This window comes from Terasakiispira papahanaumokuakeensis (assembly GCF_001709345.1).
Classification (GTDB): Bacteria; Pseudomonadota; Gammaproteobacteria; order Pseudomonadales; family Halomonadaceae; genus Terasakiispira; species Terasakiispira papahanaumokuakeensis.
The window spans coordinates 2250314-2271235 of record NZ_MDTQ01000001.1 but is presented as its reverse complement, the minus strand read 5'-3'; the positions used below and the strand labels follow the sequence as shown (position 1 = coordinate 2271235).

Here is a 20922-nt window from a genome sequence, read left to right as displayed (position 1 = left end):
TGCGCCCTCTGTTGAGAGGCTTTTTGTTAGATTAGAGAAGCTTAGCGGTTAACGATCTAAGCTCGCCTTCATCAAGGATAAGATGCGGTTAAGCTCATTTTCGTCGATGATATAGGCCGGCATTGTATATAAATACCGGCCAAATGGACGAATCCAAACGCCATGTTGAGCCGCCCATTGACTGATGCCTTCTAAGCGTTGTGCATCTTTGACTTCAATTACGCCGGTCGCCCCCAATACGCGTGTGGAGATGACGTGCTCGTGAGTAAAATCATCTAAGGCTTGATGCAGGCACTGATTCAAGTGTGCAATTTTGCCTAGATAGTTTTCCTCTTCGAAGGTTTGAATGCTGGCCAATGCGACTCGACAGGCCAACGGGTTACCCATAAACGTAGGGCCATGCATAAATGCTGTACTGGCATCGCTGCCTTTAAAAGCATCAAAGACCTCGCTTGTGGCTAGGGTGGCAGCATGGCCCAGATAGCCTCCTGTGAGCCCTTTGGATAGCACCATGATATCGGGTGTCATGCCGATGTGGTCACTTGCAAAAAGTTGACCGGTTCGACCAAACCCTGTGGCGACTTCATCGAAAATCATCAAGACTTGATACTGACGGCATAGCTGTTGCGCCTGACGTAGATAAGCCGCTGAGTACATATTGAAGCCACCTGCGGCTTGAAGTAATGGTTCAATGACCAAGGCTGCGATATGTTGATGGTGCTGGTCTAAAAATGAGGCTAAACGCTGTAAATCAGTGGCTAATCGTGGATCATCTTCGGTGCAACCGTAGGGGGCTGTCGGTGCTGGTAAAAAGTACTGCTGCGGGAGCAAGCCACTGAATAAGTGATGCATACCTTCTTCGGGGTCGCAGACGGCCATGCAGCCACTGGTATCGCCATGGTAAGCCTGTTGAAAGGCCACCATTTTATGCTTGCCGGGTGCACCCCGTTGGGCCCAGTACTGCACCGCCATTTTCATGGCCACTTCCATACCGACTGAGCCACTATCGCTGAAAAAGACATGGTTGAGCCCGTCTGGGGTAATACTCACTAACTTATCGGCCAGTTGTTGCGCGGGGGCATGGGTGAGCCCTCCCAGCATGACATGACTCAGTTGATCAACCTGTTCATGCAATGCGGCGTTGAGCTTGGGATGGCAATAGCCATGAATCAAACACCACCAAGCGCTGGTGGCATCCAGTAATTGGCGGCCATCTGCCAGATGAATGTAAGCGCCTTGTCCACCGACGACTTCTGGCATAGGGGCCATTTGATGCATTTGAGTGTAAGGATGCCACAAAGTCTGCATATCCAATTCTCTGTTAACCTATTTGTTTTTAAAGGTTAACAGTGAGTATTGGCCTAGCTCAAGAGAAAGTCATATTAAGCGGTTCCTTTGCGATCTATCGCTATACTTAAATTGCTTTTCAAGTGAATGGAATCATTTGTTAGGCCTATGCAACACGTGAGTAATGACGTAGAGATGTGGTTGGCATGCAATGATTCAAGGAGGCCTATCTCTCTTAAAGCCGCGTAATGGCGAGGAGGGTATCATGAACACTGTCATCGACAGCTGGCGTGATCTGATGCAAGAGCAGATGCACCCTTGGCAGCAGTGGCAGGCTCACTTATGGCGCAGCATTGAAGTGATGAATCATGCCCAGTTCCATATGGTTGAGCAGTATATGCACTTTTGTATGAGCTGTATGCGAGGAGGTGAGGTTGATTCTCTTGATGACGCCCATCATTGGGCCAGTGTTTGCAATCAGAACTGGTGTGAGCTGCAAAAAACCTGGATTGAACAAATTCATGAGCCTCAGCAGCTGTGGCGAGATTGGCGTGAAGAAGTGGAGGCTTTGTTGTGAATGAACACATCCCCATCGATGATATGATGAATCTCGATGAAACGACCAATCAACCACTCATTGATTAAGCGCCTGAAAAATTTAGGCGCTTTTTTTGTTCGTTGAGACATGCGTCATGAACATGTCAATAACGGTGCAAGTTGACTGTGATCATCTCTTAAGGCGCAGTCCCCCTCCTAGAGGCCTAATGAAACCCGCCTTCCATCATCGTCACCACCACACTTTTGATGACAAAGCCTAAGATACCGAGGCCTAACGCAATAAAGAGAATGAGGGTGCCAAATTTACCTGCGTTCGAGCGTTTGGCGAGGTCCCAGATAATAAAGACCATAAAGCCGATCATGATCGCGATGAGCACCGGCATGGCATAATCGTCGATGAGTAGGTTGAGTTCGTAATTCATGAGTAGGGTATACCTGTGTGATGTCGCTTATGGCAATGCATATATCTATGGGCGGCTTGCTCGTTGATCATCTCGGCGGTTTCATTTGATGGCGACACTCCGGGGTTTTGATTGGGCTGGGTGATCGGGTTTAGATAATGATAATATTACCTTACTGCTTTTGTCAGGTAATGTGTCTTGTCAGATGATGTGTTTTGTCGAGCCGTGCGCCTTAAAAGCTCATCTTGTGTGGTAGAAGGTATTGAGCGGCAATGACTCGATGTGATCTAAGTATCTGAATAATTATTAATTTATCAACTTATCAATTGGTCCCCGTCAATTGGTCAACCCAGAAGGATCGGATGAATGAGCAAAGTGTTGATTGCTGTAGGTACTGTTTATGGTGGTGCTTCCGAAGTCGCTGAACAGGCCTCGGCGTTACTGCAGGCGCAAGGTATTGAGGCGTTAGTGACTGAAACACCCGATATTCCGGCGCTCAACGATTCAGAGGCGTTATTAGTGATTACGTCGACAACCGGAAGCGGAGATTTACCTGATAATATCGCCCCTTTCTTTGCGGCCATCAGTTCTGAATATCCGCCTTTGACGGGTAAGCCTTTTGGTGTGATCGCTTTGGGAGATTCTTCTTATGGTGAGAGCTTTTGCCAAGCGGGGCGCCGTTTTGAAGCATTACTGGATGATTTAGGCGCTAAATCGCTTCAGTCCCGCTTAGAGATTGATGCGATTGAATTCTTTCAGCCGACTGATGCGAGTGAAGCATGGCTTAAGGCGTGGAGAGACGCTTTGGTCGCATTTTTGCCATAAGCCATGAGTGAGTTCATTGAATGATGATGGTCTCGCTGTCCTATCTATATGGGCAAGCTGTATGGGCAAGAGGTTAGAAGGGATTGACGATCATCAGTACAATAAATAACCCTCCCAGAACCAGTAAGATGTCTAGCACCCAGCGGCTGACTGAACGCTTTTTTTTCTTATGGGCTGGGTGGGTTGATGTTTTTCGCTGGGGCTGTGCTTTAGCAGATCCACGAGCGCTTGTATTTCGAGCTGACCGGGATGATCCCGCAACTTCTTGTTTTGTGGCTCCAGACTGGCGACGAGCAGATTGACGTTTACGTGCGTTGCGACGTCTCTCCATTTGCTCGTGTTCATGCTTGCGTCGGAGGGCATCCTCCTTCAGCTTCGCCATGTCGACCATGCGTGATCTCCGATCGATCCGCCCTAAGGGCATATACTAATAGTTGATTTAAGGTTCTATTTTAGCAAACCCCCCTCTGATGAGGAGGGCTTCATCGTCACTTTTATGTGAATAAGCCACTTCAATTAGGCTACAAAAGTAAATTGCCTTTATGCGATCGCTTATTTAAACATATCAAAGTGTTCTTTGATGCTCACCTTTTGCCACCTGATAGCAGGGGTTATATTCATGGCCCGCCAGCTTCATGCGCCCCTGAGCGACAAAACTCTCAAGCAATGCATCAAGAGCATGCATCATTTTGGGGTCGCCAGTGAGTTCAAAAGGACCATTTTTCTCAATTTGTCGAATCCCTTCCTCCTTGACATTGCCCGCTACAATACCAGAAAAAGCCCGTCTTAAGTTGGCCGCTAATTCGTGTAGAGGTTGGCGGTTATCTAGTGGCAATGCTGACATGTTTTGATGCGTCGGAATGAAAGGCTGTTGGAATAACGGGTCAATTTTTAAGCGCCAGTTGAAATAGAAGGCATCGCTCATCGCGCGTCGATAGTCTGCGACTTCTTCAATGCCGGATTTCATCGCTCTGGCAACTGCTTGGGGGTTATCGATGATGATTTGGTAGCGTTGACGAATGTTGTCCCCCAGCGCCATGGCGATGAATGCATCAATTTGTTCAAAGTAGTCGCGTGCTGATGCTGGGCCCGTGAATACCACCGGGAAAGGCTGTTGCTGATTTTCGGGTGCGCTTAAAATACCGAGTAGATATAAAATCTCTTCTGCCGTACCGACCCCGCCAGGAAACACGATAATGCCATGCCCCATTCTGACAAATGCTTCCAGGCGTTTTTCAATGTCCGGCATGATGACCAGTTCATTGACGATGGGGTTAGGGGCTTCCGCGGCAATAATGCCGGGTTCAGAGATACCAATGTAACGACGAGAATGGATGCGTTGTTTGGCGTGAGCAACGTTGGCACCTTTCATCGGGCCTTTCATCGCTCCCGGTCCACAACCGGTGCAGATATCCAAGCCTCTGAGCCCTAAATGGTAGCCCACATCTTTGGTGTATTCGTATTCGTGGCGGCTGATGGAATGCCCGCCCCAACAGACGACAAGGTTAGGGGCTGTATTGGTCCGTAATACGCCTGCATTGCGTAGAATGTGGAAGACGGCATCAGTAATCCCTGCGCTGTCATTGAGCTGGATACTGGGATTATTTTGGATCTCGTTACTGACATAGACCAGGTCTCGCAGAACCGCAAACAAGTGTTCTCGAATACCCCGAATCATGTTGCCATCGACAAAAGCGTGTGCAGGCGCCTGTGTTAATCGAAGACGAATGCCCCTGTCTTGCTGAAGCACTTCGATATCAAAATCCGGATAACGCTCTAAAAGAGCACGACTATCATCCAGTGGACTCCCTGATGACAATACAGCCAAAGCGCATTGTCGCAATAGTTGATGTCCGCCAGAAAGTGACGTGTCCTTTAGCCGGTTGACTTCTTGTTGAGACAAAACTTCCAGGCTGCCTTCTGGAGAAACCAGGGCATCTACACAAGCAAATTCAGACATGCAATCTCCATTATCGCGGTGTGGCCAAGCGGGCCTGATGCCAGACCGAATGGATCTCATCGCGGTCTTCTTGGCTTAAATCATCCTCATTGAAAACCTGTGAGAGCCAAGTTTCAAAGACTTGGTCAAAATCAGCATCATCAGGGATATCAGCATGTTCCGCGACTAATTCAATCTGAGGGATCAGATAGCCCAGAGCAAATAATTGCTCAGCGGGTGCTGTTTGCTCCATCTCACTCAGGGTGAAATGGAGTTGTTGAGCGCGTTTATTATAAGCGGGGGGCTGCATAAAAACTCCTCTATCTTTTTTTATGATAAGGGATTACGTCGATGACAGGTACTCTCCTGAGTGCATTCTATGAAGTATGAGGCATTTGATGAGCTTACAGGCGTTTGATGATTATTTGACTTCAATGTGAATGACCCAACGTGAATGACTCAACATCAATGATATCAACAGGGTAACAGGTCTCATCGGTAGCGTAGAGCAATGGGTATTGCGGCTTCCAGGGAGCGCAATGCCGCCTGTGCGGCGACGCAAGAAGATCGAAACGGTGCTCTATCGCGATATCACGGATGTGACAAGCCGTGAATCACCGAAGCCTTGTGACGATAATCCGGGCCACCGTATCGCCGTCAAATGCCCCTCATGGGCATGTCAATATAGGTTGGTGCCACCAGCGGCTAGTGAAGCGTCGGCGTGGAGAGGTGTGTTTACGCTGCAGCAATCATTGGATTTGGTAATTGTTGCCAATTAATGAGTTGCAGCTGATTAATGAACCACTGAAGCGCTTGTCCTTGAGCATGTTTACGCCAAGCGATACAAAGTGAGAGGTCTGGACTGGGGGAAGCAGCTTCAAGTGCAACCAGTTGATTTTGTGTGACAAGAGGGTGCACCAGTAATTCAGGTAAGCGGGCGACGCCTAACCCCATCAGTAATGACTGAATGAGGGTCGAGATATGGGAGACCGTCAGATGTGAAGTCAGATGATTGTGCGACCTGTCCTGAGTACAAGCCAGATTCAATAAATAGGGAGTCAGTGTCTCAAGTTCGAGGGGTTGAGGTGTGAGGGCTAGCGGATGCTGGGGATGGGCCACTAAACGCTGGGGCCACTGACCTATTTCATGAACCGCAATACGGCTATCCACTAATGTCGGTACGGGGGCACCAATGATAAGATCCAGTTGGTTGTTCAGTAGCGCATCCCAGGGGTCGCCAGGCCACTCTTCCATTAAAGCTAATTGAGTGCCTTGGTGCTGCTGATGAAAATGCTGAACCTGTTGTAATACCGGGGCATGGGGCAACAGTGAATGAAGGAATAATGTGAGCTTTGGCTCCCAGCCCATTGAAACATGGCGTGCTGCATCGACTAACCCTTCGGCCGCTTCCAGAATATGTCGGCCCTGACACAACAATAATTCGCCCGCAGGGGTTAGAATAGCTCTATGACCATCGCGGTTAAACAGGCTGATCCCTAGCTCTTGTTCCAGTTTTCGGATGGTGTAAGACACCGCCGAAGGCACTTTGTAGAGTTCACTAGCCGCAGCAGCAAAGCTACCTTTACGAGCGATGGCATCCAGTACTTCTAGTGCTTCAAATGTGAGAGGCGTCGACATGGTGGCTACACAGTTATTCGGCGGTCGGAGATGAGCCTTGAGTCTATACACTTGATGCCCTGGGCGTGCTTGACCCGAGTCAAGGTGAATGCATAAAGGCATGCTTGCGCCCGAATGTCGGGGGTGCTAGGGTCCTGCGCTTTATCGCGCGCTGGTTGTTGAGTGTGATGAATAAGTCTTGCTGGTGGACTTTTCTTGCCTTTGTGATGATGGATGATGCGGTATGTTCAATGCGCACTATTTAAGAACCTTTATTACTCTTGTCGAAACCGGCAGTTTCACGCAGACCGCGCGCAAACTTGAGATGACTCAGCCCGGTGTCAGTCAGCATATCCGCAAGCTGGAGCAGTATTTCTCTATGCCGTTGCTGGCACGCAAAGGGAAGCGGTTTGATTTGACCGATGCTGGACGTCAAGTTTATGAGTACGCCGTTCGGCTCTTTTCTGAGCACGAACAGTTTAAGCATTCGCTGGATAACTTGATGCCCGATAGTGGCGAGTGCCGAATTGCCAGTGTGGCGAGTTTTGGCGTGCTGTTTTATCCCTTCGTCTTGGGGTATTTAAAAAACTATCCCCGTATGCGGATGACTTATCGTTTTACCTCCAATAACGAAGCGATAGGTGAAGTTCTGGCCAAGCGAATGGATGTCGCTATCGTGACCGATATGGTGCGCCACCCTGATTTGACCTGTAAGCCCTTTATGGAAGAGCCCTTGGTGGTGATTGTGCCTGCTGACTTTCAGGGCGGTACTTTGGCCGAACTTCTGGGGCTGGGCTTTATTGAGCATCAGCAAGCCCGCGAGCAAATCTCCATGTTATTTAAGGCTAACTTTCGAGGAGAGTATCGTGGGCCGCGCCAATTAGCGGTTCGTAGCCAAGTGAATCGGATTAATATGGTGTTAGATGCGGTAGCTCGAGGTTTAGGATTTACCGTATTGCCACGCGGTGTGTGGGAGAGCTCTCCTTGGCAGCAGCAAACGCGTGAGTGGCGATTATCCGAAGACGTGCATGAATCATTGTATCTGGTCTATCAAGACAGCAGTGAGTTGCCTGAGCGTTATTCTTATTTACTTGAAGCCTACCGTGATTGGCGCCTAGGCAATGAAATGGCGGGCGCAGATCTTGAAGCAGCAGGTGAAACGGCGACGACTTCTTCGATTTGAGGCGCTGTTCAATCTGTTTTAAGGGGTCATGGTGACCCCTTTTTTGCGCGCACCGGCATGAGGCTTTGCGGTGGTTTTGTGCGCTATTTTGAGACACTTTGATTGCTTGTGTCTGACGGGTCCACTCAATAACGTGTTACAAATGGCAGTATTTTAGCCGATTGATTTTGTGTCTTGGATAATGTCGTTGATGGGGTGGGTGGCTTTGCGACTGGGCCGAATGATGAGATCGGTTGCTGGAGTTTTTCTAAATGGATATTCAGGTGATACAAGGTGTCATGCATCAGGCTGGATAGTCGGATACAACTGGCCAAAGGCGTTGTTGCTCTATAGCGCTCCCCCTCAATTCTAAAGCGCAGCTGCTCAAGCTTGCGTCTCTGCTTTTGATTACTTTGCTCTACTATTTCATCCGATAATTTTTGCCGCAGGGCCTCAAGGGCTTGAGGGTCTTGCTGCGCCATTTCCATGAGCGTATCAAAACAAGGTAATGATGTCGCCATGTGCCACCCCGTGGTAAGAGAGGTCATTGAAATTGTCTATAGGCATCTAATAAGGGTTTAGCAAAAAAAAGTAGGTTTCTCCTCTTCAAGTTGAGGCGCTTGATGGAGTGTGCTCTGAATTTGATTCATTGATCAGTGGATTCTTCTGTGAATGACGCATATTGAGGTGTGCTTATGTGTCGTTGGGTTCTTGTGTGGTTTATGCCTCTATTTTTGTGTTTTTTTGACATTTTTGGCGAAGATCGCGTCTAGACATAGCGCTATCCACTGCACATAATCGGTGCGGGCTAAGATGATTTCTGTGCATGTGTTTGAAAGGTAAACACAATCCTACTCACGGCCTGGTAGGCAAGATTAAGAAATTGAGTGGCACAGGAATTGCTGAGCATTAATGTCGTGCTTGATCACCCATTGGAGTGCGTTTGGGGTTGAGCACAGCGCTGATCAGGGGTGAGGCTTGGCGTTGTTGAAGAATGACTGACACGCGATATCGTCCTCACCACCATAACGCAATACTCACTGATACCTTAATAAACACAATAAAGGGAATTCGGGCCATGAAAGCAGCTTTTAAAAAAACACTTCTAAGTGCTGCCACATCTATTGCACTCGCCGGGGTTGCCGTTCATGCGGTTGCTGCGGATACCATTAAAATTGCCATGGCGGGTCCGGTTTCCGGCCCTGTGGCTCAGTATGGCGATATGCAGTTTATCGGGGCCAAAATGGCCATTAAGCGTATTAATGATGCTGGAGGCGTGGATGGACGCCAGCTAGAAGGTGTTGTTTTTGATGATGCCTGTGAACCCAAGCAAGCTGTCGCCGTTGCGAACCGTATTGTCAATGAAGGCATTCGTTTCGTTGTGGGGCATTTATGTTCTGGGTCAACCCAGCCTGCCTCCGATATTTATGAAGATGAAGGGGTGATGATGATCACGCCCGCCTCGACCAGCCCGGCGATTACTGAGCGGGGCTATGAGATGATTTTCCGCACGATTGGCCTGGATAACATGCAGGGCCCTGTGGCGGCTGACTACATTATTCATCACGCTAAGCCTGAACGCGTCGCGGTCATTCATGACAAACAGCAGTATGGAGAAGGGATTGCGACGGCTGTGCGCCAAGGGTTGGAAGAGGCGGGGGTTGATGTCGTGATGTTCGAAGGGATTACGGCTGGCGATAAAGACTTCTCAGGCCTAATCTCCAAAATGGCACGTGAGAAGGTCGACTTTGTTTATTACGGCGGTTACCACCCGGAGTTGGGGCTGATTCTGCGTCAATCACGTGATGCGGGTTTTGACGCTCAATTTATGGGCCCGGAAGGGGTAGGTAACCCCGATATTACCGCGATCGCCGGTGATGCTTCCGAAGGGCTTCTGGTGACTCTGCCCCCCAGTTTTGATGAAGATCCGCGCAATGCTGATCTTGTCAAAGCCTTTAAGGCCAATGATGAAGACCCTTCCGGTCCTTTTGTGATGCCGGCTTATGCCGCTGTGCAAGTGATGGCTGATGGCATCGAGGGTGCGGATAGCACCGATCCCTATGATGTGGCCGAATACTTACGCAGCCATACCTTTGATACGCCCATCGGTCAGGTCGCTTTTGATGAAAAAGGTGATCTGAAATCTTTCCGCTTTGTGGTTTATAACTGGCACAAAGACGGCTCTAAAACACCAGCGAACTGATCATAAACGTATTGATCATCAATAGCCTAATCGTGATGTGATGGCGCTATTAGGCTGTTTGACTGGTTTTGTTGAGGGTTGACCCTTAGGTCACGTCTCTAACCTGAACGCGTGTCACCGCATGAGCTCAGTGCGCCACAAGTGCACTGACGCTCACGTGGATGGGGTAATTGCGCATGAGTGAGTCCTTACTTTATTTTTTTCAGCAGGTCATTAATGGCCTCACGGTGGGTAGTACCTATGCCTTAATTGCCATCGGCTACACCATGGTCTATGGCATTATCGGCATGATTAATTTCGCCCATGGCGAGATTTATATGATCGGTACCTATGTCACCTTTATCGTTGTCACGGCGCTTGCCTCAATGGGTATTGAGTTTTTACCCGTTGTATTGGTGACGGCTTTAGCCATTAGCATGTTAGTGGCGGGTTCATATGGGTATGCCATTGAGCGAGTGGCTTATCGCCCGGTACGAGGAAGCAAACGACTGATCGCTTTGATTTCAGCGATTGGGATGTCCATTTTTCTGCAAAACTATATGCGCCTGGCCCAGGGGCCGCGCGATTTGGCGATGCCTGGCCTGATTTCAGGCGGCTGGGATCTTTCTGGGGAAGGCCCTCTGGCATTAAGTCTTTCCTATATGCAGGCCATTATCTTTATAGCCACTTTAGTGAGCATGGGGGCGCTGACCTGGTTCATCAGTCGCTCGCGAACTGGGCGTGCTTGTCGTGCCTGTGCTCAAGACCAGGGCATGACCAGTCTGCTGGGTATCAATACCAATAAAGTGATTGCCATTACTTTTGTGATAGGCGCCATGCTGGCGGCCGTGGCCGGTTTCTTGTTAGGCCTTTACTACGGTGTTGTTAACCCGATGATCGGCTTTATCGCAGGGTTGAAAGCCTTTACTGCAGCTGTTCTAGGCGGTATTGGGTCGATTCCTGGCGCTATGCTGGGGGGGCTGATTCTCGGTGTGACAGAAAACATGACGGCAGCTTATTTCTCCACCGAATATAAAGATGTGGTGGCCTTCACTTTATTGTGTCTCATTCTGCTATTTAAACCCTCAGGCATTTTGGGTAAGCCAGAAGTGGAGAAAATCTAATGGCTAATATTAAATCTGCCTTCTTTTCAGCGCTTCTGACCTTGTTTTTGGGCGTTTCTGTAATGGGGCTTCAGCTTGAGTCTGCAGGGATTAAGTTGGGGGTGCAGGTCGCCGATAGTCATACGTTTTGGTATCTCGGGCTGGCCGCTTTGTTGGTGTTTGGGGTGCAGCTATTCCGAGATAAGCTACCTCGCTTGAGAAGTGATCCGGAAAAGCGCTTTGAGTGGCCTGAAGTGTTTAAAGGTGAGCAACGCCAGCGTATGTGGATGGCGCTTGTGATCATTCTGATGTTGATGTTTCCTTTTGTCTCGTCACGAGGCTGGATTGATATCGCTACGCTGGTGCTGATTTATGTGATGCTGGGCCTTGGCTTGAACATTGTGGTGGGCTTAGCAGGGTTGCTCGATCTGGGTTACGTCGGCTTTTATGCCGTGGGTGCTTACAGTTATGCGTTATTACACCAATATCTTGGCTTTTCTTTTTGGGAAGCCTTGCCTTTAGCCGGTGGTATGGCGGCTTTATTTGGTTTTCTACTCGGCTTCCCTGTACTGCGTTTGCGTGGCGATTATCTGGCGATTGTGACTTTAGGTTTTGGTGAGATTATTCGTTTAATGCTGAATAACTTGACCGAATTAACAGGAGGGCCCAATGGCATTGGCGGTATCCCTAAGCCGACATTTTTTGGCTTAGAGTTATCTCGCCGAGTCGATGAAGGGTGGGGCACATTGCATGAGTTTTTTGGCTTCAGCTACAGCCCCGTGCATAAAGTGATCTATCTGTATTTATTGGCATTCCTATTAGTACTGCTCACCCTGTATGTGATTCGCCGCTTTATTCGTATGCCCATTGGTCGTTCTTGGGAAGCCCTGCGTGAAGATGATATTGCGTGTCGCTCATTAGGGTTAAGCCCCACTTGGGTCAAGCTTTCAGCCTTTACGTTAGGCGCTAGTTTTGCTGGATTTGCCGGTAGTTTTTTTGCCGCTCGCCAAGGCTTTATTAGCCCGAACTCTTTTGCCTTTATTGAGTCTGCCATTATCTTGGCCATTGTGGTGTTGGGGGGAATGGGGTCCCAATTGGGTGTGATTTTGGCGGCGATTGCGATGATCTTATTGCCTGAGTTGGCACGTGAGTTTAATGAATATCGGATGTTGCTGTTTGGTTTGATGATGGTCGTCATGATGGTTTGGCGTCCCCAAGGCTTGTTGCCTATGAAACGACCTCAGCGAAGGCTAGATACTACCCGTTTGGCATCTGCATCCACTGGGGAGGCTTCCAATGTCAAATAACCTTTTGGTGGTGCGTGATCTGAGTATGCGTTTCGGGGGCTTGCTCGCGGTAGATCAGATGGCCCTGACGGTTGATGAGCGCCAGATTGTGTCACTGATTGGCCCTAATGGTGCGGGTAAAACGACTGTATTTAACTGTATTAGTGGCTTTTATCGTCCGACTTCGGGTGAGGTGATTTTTCAAGGTAAGGCAATGCATCGTTTGCCTGATTATAAAATTGCTCGCCACGGTATGGTGCGAACGTTTCAAAATATTCGCCTGTTTCGTGAAATGACGGTCTTGGAAAACCTACTCATTGCACAGCATATGCAGGCTGAGCGTAACTTGCTTAAAGGCATGTTTAATACTAGCGGCTATCGAAAAAAAGAAGATGAATTGGCTGATCGAGCGGCGTATTGGCTTGAGCGTGTTGGCCTTTTAGAACATGCCAATCGTGAGTCGGCTTATCTTTCTTATGGTCAGCAGCGGCGCCTGGAAATTGCGCGCTGTATGGTCACACAGCCTCGGCTTTTGATGTTGGATGAGCCCGCGGCGGGTTTGAACCCGAGAGAAACGGCTGAGTTAGATGAGTTGATTGTTGAACTGAAAGATCAACAAGGCGTCGCTGTATTGTTAATTGAACATGATATGAAGTTGGTGATGGGCATCTCGGATCAAATTGTTGTGGTGAATCAAGGGGCTCATTTAGCCTCGGGTACGCCTGATGAGATTCGCAATAATCCGGATGTGATTAAAGCCTATTTGGGGGAAGAGTAATGCTGAAGTTATCTGATATTCAGACATTCTATGGCCCCATTCAGGCGCTCAAAGGGGTCTCGCTTGAGGTCAATCAGGGGGAAATTGTCACGCTTATTGGTGCCAATGGGGCCGGCAAGAGTACCTTGCTGATGACGATATGTGGTGATCCTCAGGCTCGAGAGGGGCAGGTGGTGTTTGAAGGCCGTGATATCACCCAAGCCCCGACCGCGCAAATCATGCGCTCTGGATTGGCTGTTGTGCCAGAAGGGCGACGTGTTTTTACCGGGATGACGGTGGAAGAGAATTTGGCCATGGGGGCTTTTTTTCAGACACCAGAAGAAACTGAGCGATTGCTGGATCATGTGCTCAAGCTATTCCCGCGTCTAAAAGAACGTTATACCCAGCGTGCCGGGACAATGTCCGGTGGTGAACAGCAAATGCTGGCCATTGGTCGTGCTTTGATGAGTCAACCTCGCTTATTACTTTTGGATGAGCCTTCGCTAGGGCTAGCGCCCATCATTATTGCTCAAATCTTTGAGATTATTGAGCAGCTGCGTGAAGAAGGCACCACGATTTTCCTCGTCGAGCAAAACGCCCATCGGGCATTAAGTATTGCTGACCGGGGCTATGTGTTGGAGCATGGTCATATTGTGATGCAAGACACCGGTGAGGCCTTGTTGAACGATGACAATGTGCGTCGAGCCTATCTAGGGGGGTAAGCGCGCTTGATGGTCTGCTCACGTTCCCCGCTGTGGTATGTTGCTTTGAGCGTGAGGCACGTTTGAGAGTAGGGGACGTGAGCGGAGCCGCTGTGATCTACATGAGTGTGATCTAGATTAGTGTGATCTAGATTAGGATGGTATTTGAGCGGCTAGGCCTGCCGCTTGAATATTGTCGGCGGTGAGATCGAGGATATTCTGCCGGGCCTCCCGGGAGATCCAGGCGCTGTGTGGGGTGACAATAAGATTGAGCGGTGCCTGATTGGCGAGCGCATCCAGTAATGGATTGCCGTCTTTCGGCGGTTCTTGAGTGAGCACATCGGTGGCAAATCCACCGAGTTGTCCTGCTTTGAGTGCTGTTAACGCAGCACTTTCATCCACGATGCCGCCACGAGCACAGTTGATCAATAATAATTCTGGCTTGGCTTTAGCCAGGAGGTCGCCATCGACCAAGTTGCGGCTGTCATCGGTGAGCGGACAGTGCAGTGATAAGACATCGGTTTGACTGATCAGTGATGCCAACGACGGACGAGTATCTTGGGTATCCCCAGGGCGAGCGGCGAAAGTCACTTTCATGTCGAAGGCTTCGGCCAGTTGTGCGACTTTTTTACCTAAGGTTCCTGAGCCTTGGATAACCAGATGTTTACCGGCAAGCGCCATCACAGGGTGATCCAATAGACAGAAAAAGGGGCTTTGCTGCCATTTACCGGCGGCGACATCTTGTTGATAGCGAGGCAGCTGGGTGGTCAGCGCCAGCATTAGCATCATGGTGTGTTGTGCGACACTATGGGTGCCATAGGCCTCGACATTTTTGACTGATATACCGCGGGTTTTGGCGGCGTCTAAGTCGATGTTATTGGTGCCCGTCGCCATAACGCAGATCAGTTTAAGTTTGGGACAGGCCGCCATGACGGCCTCATCAATGACGACTTTATTGGTGAGGGCGATTTCAGCATCGGCCAAGCGATCGGCGGTGTCTTCTGCACGGGTGTAGTCATAGCAGGTCAAGTCTGCCGCGATGGTTTGTAAATGGGTAAAGTTAAGGCCTTCCCCCATGCTGGCGCGATCCAGCAAGACGCTTCGGCTCATTAATGGACTCCCTGACATTATGATTGAACAAGGTCGCACGAGGCGGACGATGTGATATTGATATCACATCTTGCCTGGGGTCAATCGGATGAGTCTAGCTGAAACTGGTTGACAATCTGGGTCAGGGTTTTCGACTGGTCACTGATACTGTCACTGGTTCTGCCTTGATTGTTGGCGGCTTCTCGGCTGGATTGAGTCATGGTTAGCAGATCACTCATATGTTGATTGATCTCATCGGAAGTCGCCGATTGCTGATGGGCCGCACTGGCAATTTGTTCCGCTTGCTCGCTGACCAGAGTAAAGCGCTCCCCCACGGCTTCCATATGCGTACGAACGGATGCGGTATCCTCGGAGAGTGCTTCCGCTAGGCTATTGGTTTGACTAATATGTTGCATCGCTTGCTCAGCGGCATTTTTGAGCTGATTCAGTAAGCTGGCAATTTCACCTGTGCTTTGATGCGTACGCCCGGCCAGTTGGCGGACTTCATCCGCCACGACCGCAAATCCTCGACCGGCCTCGCCCGCACGGGCAGCTTCAATGGCGGCATTCAGGGCCAGTAGATTGGTTTGTTCAGCCACTTCGCTAATGACTTCCACAACCTGATGAATATGTTGGCTATGCTCTGATACTTCGGTATTGATGGTATGGACTTGACTGACTTCTTGGCTAAGATGCTCAAGACCTTGTAACCAGCCCTCATAGGTTTTTTGAAGTTCCTGATAAGCTTGAACCGCATCGCTGTTGATTTCCGTGGCACGGGCTGCACTTTCAGCAATATGTTGACCGGCAGTACCGTGCTCTTCCAGTGCTGAGGCTGTTTGATCAAGGGCGCTTTGCTGATCATTGAGGCGTATGAGGGTAGTGTTAGACGCGGTTTCCATCGCCATGCTTTGTTGGTCTAGGGCTTGCCCGCTTTGTTTGAGCTGACTGACAATCTGGCGCCAACGTTCTGTCATGGTCTGCATGGCCGCCAGTAAGCTCCCTTCTGGCGCGGCTTCTGTGAGCTGGGGTAATCGGCCCTGAGCAATCGTATGGGCGAGGGCTTGCATTTGCCTGGGTTCTCCGCCAAGGGGGCGCATCACTTGACGAGCTAACCACAGGGCTGCCAATACCAGCACAATAGCAAAAGCTAATGATAGCCAGCTGATATCTCGCATCAGTTGGGTCACTGGTGCAAAAGCTTCTTGTGTATGTCGCTCGGCAATTAAAGCCCACTGATGTTGGCCATAGTGAATTGGTAAACCGTGGCGTAAGCTCATGGCACCATCGAGGCCTTTTTCTTCTACAGTCAGGGTTTGGCCGTTCAGTGCTTGAACCACCGCATCACCTGTGACCTTGGGCTCGTTGGTATGGCGCGTTGAGTTGGAGCGGAGTTGATGGTCGTTTCCGACCAGATAAGTTTCTCCAGTCGTTCCCAGTCCTGTTCGTAACTGCATGATGGTATTCAGTGGTGTGAGGTCCATGCTCAGCAACGCCACCATTTGCACTTGGTTTTTCTTTTCACCTTCATCCCCCATCATGACGGGGATTGCCATCACTGAAATCGGGCCATGAGTGGGGCTAGGGGCGTAGTCAGTGAGCACTCGCTTATGTTGTGCCATGGCTTTAGAAAAGGCTTGGGCGAGCGTGTCTTGTGGATTCTGAGGGTTTAGGGTGGTGCGCTTGAGTTCAGGAGTGTTCACACTGTAAAAGACCTCTCCGGAGGGGAAAACCAGAGTGAGATCTTGAAAATCAAAGGTTTTGACAAAAGCCTGGAAGAACTCCTGGCTATAATTAATGGTGCTCATGAGCCCCATTCGATTCAAACCAGAAAAACTGGCGACGAGGTTGTGTCGTAAAAGCTCAAGCTGTTCAAAACGATTTTTAACGTAACTTTCGAGGCGTTGTTGGCGGGTGGCGGAAACAGCTTCTAGAGCGGCTTGAGATTGGTTGCGCAATGCTTCGCGGGCATCGACCCAGGCTAAGGTGGCGACTAATGCCATAGGAATTAGCCCTAACGCACAGTAACTGACGATTAATTTTAACCTCAAGGTCATGAAAAGCCTCAATCATTGGGCTCCGGGATATCTGGAGCGTCTTAACCAGTATTTCGAATACTGATCATTATGTGAGACTTTTATGACTAAATCGTGATGTGTCTGAGATGTGATTAAAGCTGAGTCTGATTAGTGGCACTGACTAACTGGCAAGCCTCATCGAACGGATTGCGAAAGCGATGAGGGTGGCGGCAATCAAAATAATAGCTATCGCCTGCGTTCAGGACATAGCAGTCTTCACCGACGGTCAGCTCGATTTGCCCTGAGATGATAATGCCGGCTTCTTCCCCTTCATGCGTAAACATATCATCACCACTGTCTGCTCCCGGAGGGTAGGTCTCGGTCAAAAAGGTGAGAGCTCGTTGTGGGAAGTCTTGTCCGACCAGCCTCATTTTGACATCGCTACTGCCGATATCTAGCAATTCTTCAGGACGATAAACCACTTTTTGTGGTTTCTGATGCTCGATGTCCAGAGAGAAAAAATCGACCAGTGACATGGGAATGCCGCTAAGCACCTTTTTTAGGGAGCTGACAGACGGGCTGACGCTGTTCTTTTCAATCATTGAAATGGTGCTATTCGTGACACCTGCCCGTTTGGCCAGCTCTCGTTGTGATAGCCCTTTCATCTGACGGATGGTTTTGAGTCGAGCCCCTATATCCAAGGCAACCTCCTAAATCATGTGCCGTTAATGGGCGGAGTCAAAAGCCCTCACCGGGTTATCGCTTGAGAGGCGATCAAGTGATGGGCTCGATTAAGTAATGGATGAAGTGTTCAGGATTGAGCACGGTATGGTGACGTTCATAGAGGATGATTGCAATCTTTTTACTGGGAGAATAATTGATCAGGGGTATCCTATTGATTGCTTTAGCGCGCTATGTATCGCTTTATCGCGATATGTATTGCTTTGTCGAGTTCTCCAAGAGGCCGATAAGAAAAACGACGTCAACTGTCCTTTAAAAACTGTCCTTTAAAAAGGGTTGTAAAATTTAATTGACATCGGCAGGCTGATCTTTCTACTCATTATGACCGGATATTGCCATGAGATCGTCGTTCTCTCCTGCAGACCACCCTGATTCCTATTATGTGGCAACCGCCCGTGATTTGGTGGAACGCCCTGCGCTTGATGAAACATTGAATGTGGATATTGGTGTGATTGGCGGAGGGTTAACCGGCATCAATACGGCACTTGAACTGGCTCAGGCCGGGTTTAGCGTGGCGGTATTGGAAGCTCATCGTATCGGCTGGGGGGCCAGTGGACGTAATGGTGGCGAGCTTATTCGAGGGATCGGTCATGATTTAACGCCATTTGAGCCTCATATCGGTCAAGAGGGCATCCATGCCTTGCAAATGATGGGATTTGAAGCCGTCGACATTGTGCGTGAGCGTATTCAGCGCTATGACATTGACTGTGATCTGCACTGGGGATATGCCGATTTGGCGATGCGCCCTCGTCATCTTCGAGCACTGGAAGCTGAGCAAGCTGAGCTTCAAGCCCTGGGATATCCGCATCAACTTGCTTTGTTGGATCGGCACAGTGTGACGCAAGTGGTGAACTCCGACCGTTATTTAGGCGCGCTTGTCGATGAGGGGAGTGGTCATTTACACCCATTGAATCTGCTGTTGGGAGAAGCTTCGGCTGCCGAGCGATTAGGGGTGCGCTTATTTGAATCTTCGCCTGCACAGCAGTTGCAAGTCGTGAATGACAAAGTGGTGGTCACGACGCCTAAAGGGGTTCTCAACTGTGATCAACTGGTGTTGGCCGGTAATGCTTATATCGGCCATCAATTGGCGCCTTATGCCGGTGCGCGAGTCCTACCCGCGGGCAGTTATGTGGTCGCGACTGAGTCTTTGGATGAGTCGCTTTGTGAGCAGTTAATGCCGGGGGGCAGGGCCGTTGCCGATATGAGAGTGGCATTGGATTATTATCGCATCTCAAAAGATCGGCGTTTAATTTTTGGCGGGCTTTGCACTTATTCGGGGCGTGATCCACAGGACATTCGGGCTGCGTTACAGCCGAATTTAGCGCACGTTTTTCCTCAGTTAAAAGAGGTTGCGCTTGAGTATGCCTGGGGCGGTATGATTGGGATTGGCGCGAATCGCTTGCCTCAAATTGGCCATATTCCGGGCCAACCCCAGGTGTTATATGCTCAGGCGTATGCCGGACATGGTTTGAATGCCACTCATATGGCGGCACGTGTTCTGGCTGAGCATCTACAGGGTCATTCTGAACGTTTCGATATTTTCCACCGGGTCCCGCATATGGCGTTTCCCGGTGGGGCCTATTTACGCTCTCCCTTGCTGGCCGTCGGCATGTTATGGCATCGTTTTAAAGATCTTTTTTAAGGGAATAGGTTTTTTTAAAGGAATCTTTTTTAAAGCGTCAGCCAAGTCGTTTTGAGTTCTGTGTACTTATCAAAGGCATGGAGTGATTTATCCCGGCCATTGCCAGATTGTTTAAATCCTCCGAAGGGGGCTGTCATATCACCACCATCATAGTGATTAATCCAGACACTTCCCGCACGCAACGCTTTTGCGGTTTTATGGGCTTTGCTGATGTCGGCAGTCCACACTGCTGCGGCCAGCCCATAAATGGTGTCGTTAGCAATGGCAATGGCTTCTTCCATCGTTTTGAAAGGAATGACCGAGAGCACTGGCCCGAAAATTTCTTCTTGGGCTATGCTCATTTGGTTATCCACTTGGTCAAAAATGGTCGGCTCTATGAATAAACCACCACTGTCTTTTAAGACTTGAGCGCCGCCGCAGATCAGTTGTGCTCCTTCCTGTTGGCCCGCTTCAATATATTGAATAATGCGATCCAGTTGGGTTTCATCCACGATGGCACCACAGGTCGTGGCAGGATCTAATGGATGTCCGGGTTGCCAAGTTTTCAAGGCTTTCGCGACACGCTGAATAAACTCATCTTTAATGCTGGCTTCAATGAGTAGCCGAGTGCCTGCAGTGCAGACCTCTCCCTGATTGAAGGCCACGGCCTGTGCGGCGGCATCGGCTGCAGCATCCAGGTCGGGCGCATCAGCAAAAATGATATTAGGACTTTTACCGCCAGCTTCGAGCCAGACACGTTTCATATTGGATTGACCTGCATAGACCATGAGCTGCTTAGCCACTTGGGTCGAGCCTGTAAAGACCAGCGTATCGACATCCATATGCAAGGCGAGGGCTTTACCTACCGTATGACCAAAACCCGGTAGCACATTGAGAACCCCCGGCGGCAAACCGGCTTCTAGGGCTAGTTGTCCTAGCCGGATTGCGGATAAGGGGGATTTTTCTGAAGGTTTGAGTATCACGCTATTACCGGCGGCCAGTGCCGGGCCTAATTTCCAACACGCCATCATTAAAGGAAAGTTCCAGGGGACGATGGCGGCAACAACGCCCACGGGTTCACGGGTAATCATGCCAATTTCATTCGGTGCGGTTGGGGCGATTTCGTCATAGATCTTGTCGACGGCTTCGGCTGACCAACGAATTGCACGAGTGGCACTATTGACGTCAACACTGAGTGAAAACCGAATCGGTTTCCCCATATCCAGCGTTTCGAGTAATGCCAACTCATCGCGGTGTGCTTCCATTAGGTCTGCCAAACGTAAGAGAATGGTTTTGCGTTGGGCTGGCGCCAAGGCCGACCAAATGCCGCTTTCGAATGTCGTGCGAGCATTACTTACCGCCAAGTCTGCATCGGGCTGGTCACAGCTGGCGACCTGGGCCAAGCAGTGACCATCAATCGGACTGATGCATTCAAAGGTGGCGCCACTCTGAGCGGCTTGCAGGGTGCCATTAATCAGGGCTTGTTGCGGCACTTTGAGTGATTTAGCCGCGGCTTGCCAATCTTCTAGTGTTTTGCGCGTTGCCATGATCTTCTCCCATTTGTACAGTCGATGGCTGATCAGTCGCTTATGATTCGTCGCTGAGGTAAAGGCCTTATTGCAAAAACTTATGTCA

The 20922-nt window shown here is 49.7% G+C and carries 20 protein-coding genes; 9 read left to right on the top strand and 11 right to left on the bottom strand.

Features of this window, described 5'->3' with window-relative positions; all coding sequences use genetic code 11:
- Window positions 1-48: 48 nt before the first annotated feature.
- Window positions 49-1308: an adenosylmethionine--8-amino-7-oxononanoate transaminase gene (gene bioA, locus BFW38_RS09945; RefSeq protein ID WP_068998369.1), complete on the bottom strand. Its 1260-nt coding sequence runs from the start codon at window positions 1306-1308 to the stop codon at window positions 49-51.
- Between the two features lie 244 nt (window positions 1309-1552).
- On the opposite strand from bioA, the gene BFW38_RS09940 reads away from it, so the two are divergent.
- Window positions 1553-1864: a hypothetical protein gene (locus BFW38_RS09940; RefSeq protein WP_139116592.1), complete on the top strand. Its 312-nt coding sequence runs from the start codon at window positions 1553-1555 to the stop codon at window positions 1862-1864.
- A 184-nt stretch (window positions 1865-2048) separates the two neighbouring features.
- Here BFW38_RS09940 and BFW38_RS09935 read toward each other — a convergent pair whose 3' ends face one another.
- Window positions 2049-2267: a DUF2788 domain-containing protein gene (locus tag BFW38_RS09935; RefSeq protein WP_068998365.1), complete on the bottom strand. Its 219-nt coding sequence runs from the start codon at window positions 2265-2267 to the stop codon at window positions 2049-2051.
- A gap of 345 nt (window positions 2268-2612) precedes the next feature.
- On the opposite strand from BFW38_RS09935, the gene BFW38_RS09930 reads away from it, so the two are divergent.
- Window positions 2613-3071: a flavodoxin gene (locus BFW38_RS09930; RefSeq protein ID WP_068998363.1), complete on the top strand. Its 459-nt coding sequence runs from the start codon at window positions 2613-2615 to the stop codon at window positions 3069-3071.
- A 73-nt stretch (window positions 3072-3144) separates the two neighbouring features.
- Here the strand turns inward: BFW38_RS09930 and BFW38_RS09925 are convergent, their stop codons facing one another.
- The 4 genes from BFW38_RS09925 to BFW38_RS09910 form a co-directional block, all read right to left on the bottom strand.
- Window positions 3145-3462 carry a hypothetical protein gene (locus BFW38_RS09925; RefSeq protein ID WP_139116591.1) on the bottom strand — a complete coding sequence of 106 codons (318 nt, stop codon included), beginning with the start codon at window positions 3460-3462 and terminating at the stop codon, window positions 3145-3147.
- 174 nt (window positions 3463-3636) lie between these two features.
- Complete coding sequence (ppnN, locus tag BFW38_RS09920) at window positions 3637-5031, bottom strand: nucleotide 5'-monophosphate nucleosidase PpnN (protein ID WP_068998360.1); 1395 nt, start codon at window positions 5029-5031, stop codon at window positions 3637-3639.
- A 10-nt stretch (window positions 5032-5041) separates the two neighbouring features.
- Entirely contained in the window at window positions 5042-5320 is a 279-nt protein-coding gene (locus tag BFW38_RS09915; protein WP_068998357.1) for a YfcL family protein, read from the bottom strand.
- 425 nt (window positions 5321-5745) lie between these two features.
- Entirely contained in the window at window positions 5746-6648 is a 903-nt protein-coding gene (locus BFW38_RS09910; protein WP_175400964.1) for a LysR substrate-binding domain-containing protein, read from the bottom strand.
- A gap of 223 nt (window positions 6649-6871) precedes the next feature.
- On the opposite strand from BFW38_RS09910, the gene BFW38_RS09905 reads away from it, so the two are divergent.
- On the top strand, window positions 6872-7810 hold the full coding sequence (locus BFW38_RS09905; protein ID WP_068998354.1) for a LysR family transcriptional regulator: 939 nt from the start codon (window positions 6872-6874) through the stop codon (window positions 7808-7810).
- A gap of 125 nt (window positions 7811-7935) precedes the next feature.
- On the opposite strand, the gene BFW38_RS09900 is transcribed toward BFW38_RS09905, so the two are convergent.
- Window positions 7936-8310: a DUF3135 domain-containing protein gene (locus tag BFW38_RS09900; protein ID WP_068998351.1), complete on the bottom strand. Its 375-nt coding sequence runs from the start codon at window positions 8308-8310 to the stop codon at window positions 7936-7938.
- Between the two features lie 557 nt (window positions 8311-8867).
- Here BFW38_RS09900 and BFW38_RS09895 point away from each other — a divergent pair.
- The 5 genes from BFW38_RS09895 to BFW38_RS09875 all read left to right on the top strand — a co-directional run bounded on the left by BFW38_RS09895 (window position 8868) and on the right by BFW38_RS09875 (window position 13839).
- Window positions 8868-9992, top strand: coding sequence for a branched-chain amino acid ABC transporter substrate-binding protein (locus tag BFW38_RS09895; RefSeq protein ID WP_068998349.1), 1125 nt, complete (start codon window positions 8868-8870; stop codon window positions 9990-9992).
- Between the two features lie 176 nt (window positions 9993-10168).
- The gene (livH, locus tag BFW38_RS09890; RefSeq protein WP_068998348.1) at window positions 10169-11095 is read left to right on the top strand and encodes a high-affinity branched-chain amino acid ABC transporter permease LivH; all 927 of its coding nucleotides are present in this window, start codon (window positions 10169-10171) and stop codon (window positions 11093-11095) included.
- The gene (locus tag BFW38_RS09885) at window positions 11095-12381 is read left to right on the top strand and encodes a high-affinity branched-chain amino acid ABC transporter permease LivM (protein ID WP_084004576.1); all 1287 of its coding nucleotides are present in this window, start codon (window positions 11095-11097) and stop codon (window positions 12379-12381) included. The genes livH and BFW38_RS09885 overlap by 1 nt, the downstream gene beginning before the upstream one ends.
- Window positions 12371-13138: a high-affinity branched-chain amino acid ABC transporter ATP-binding protein LivG gene (gene livG, locus BFW38_RS09880; RefSeq protein ID WP_068998345.1), complete on the top strand. Its 768-nt coding sequence runs from the start codon at window positions 12371-12373 to the stop codon at window positions 13136-13138. The genes BFW38_RS09885 and livG overlap by 11 nt, the downstream gene beginning before the upstream one ends.
- Window positions 13138-13839 carry an ABC transporter ATP-binding protein gene (locus BFW38_RS09875; protein ID WP_068998342.1) on the top strand — a complete coding sequence of 234 codons (702 nt, stop codon included), beginning with the start codon at window positions 13138-13140 and terminating at the stop codon, window positions 13837-13839. Before livG ends, BFW38_RS09875 begins: the two co-directional genes overlap by 1 nt.
- Window positions 13840-13971: 132 nt before the next feature.
- Here BFW38_RS09875 and BFW38_RS09870 read toward each other — a convergent pair whose 3' ends face one another.
- From BFW38_RS09870 to BFW38_RS09860, 3 genes are all read right to left on the bottom strand, one after another.
- The gene (locus tag BFW38_RS09870) at window positions 13972-14928 is read right to left on the bottom strand and encodes a D-2-hydroxyacid dehydrogenase (protein ID WP_068998340.1); all 957 of its coding nucleotides are present in this window, start codon (window positions 14926-14928) and stop codon (window positions 13972-13974) included.
- Window positions 14929-15008: 80 nt separating this feature from the next.
- Window positions 15009-16964: a methyl-accepting chemotaxis protein gene (locus BFW38_RS09865; RefSeq protein ID WP_068998338.1), complete on the bottom strand. Its 1956-nt coding sequence runs from the start codon at window positions 16962-16964 to the stop codon at window positions 15009-15011.
- A 113-nt stretch (window positions 16965-17077) separates the two neighbouring features.
- Window positions 17078-17626 (bottom strand): cupin domain-containing protein, encoded by a 549-nt coding sequence (locus BFW38_RS09860; RefSeq protein WP_068998335.1) that lies wholly within the window; start codon window positions 17624-17626, stop codon window positions 17078-17080.
- A 377-nt stretch (window positions 17627-18003) separates the two neighbouring features.
- Here BFW38_RS09860 and BFW38_RS09850 point away from each other — a divergent pair, with 377 nt between their 5' ends.
- Complete coding sequence (locus BFW38_RS09850) at window positions 18004-19308, top strand: NAD(P)/FAD-dependent oxidoreductase (protein ID WP_068998326.1); 1305 nt, start codon at window positions 18004-18006, stop codon at window positions 19306-19308.
- A 29-nt stretch (window positions 19309-19337) separates the two neighbouring features.
- Here BFW38_RS09850 and BFW38_RS09845 read toward each other — a convergent pair whose 3' ends face one another.
- A complete protein-coding gene (locus BFW38_RS09845; protein ID WP_068998324.1) occupies window positions 19338-20834 on the bottom strand; it encodes an aldehyde dehydrogenase in 1497 nt (498 codons plus the stop codon).
- Between the last annotated feature and the right edge of the window lie 88 nt (window positions 20835-20922).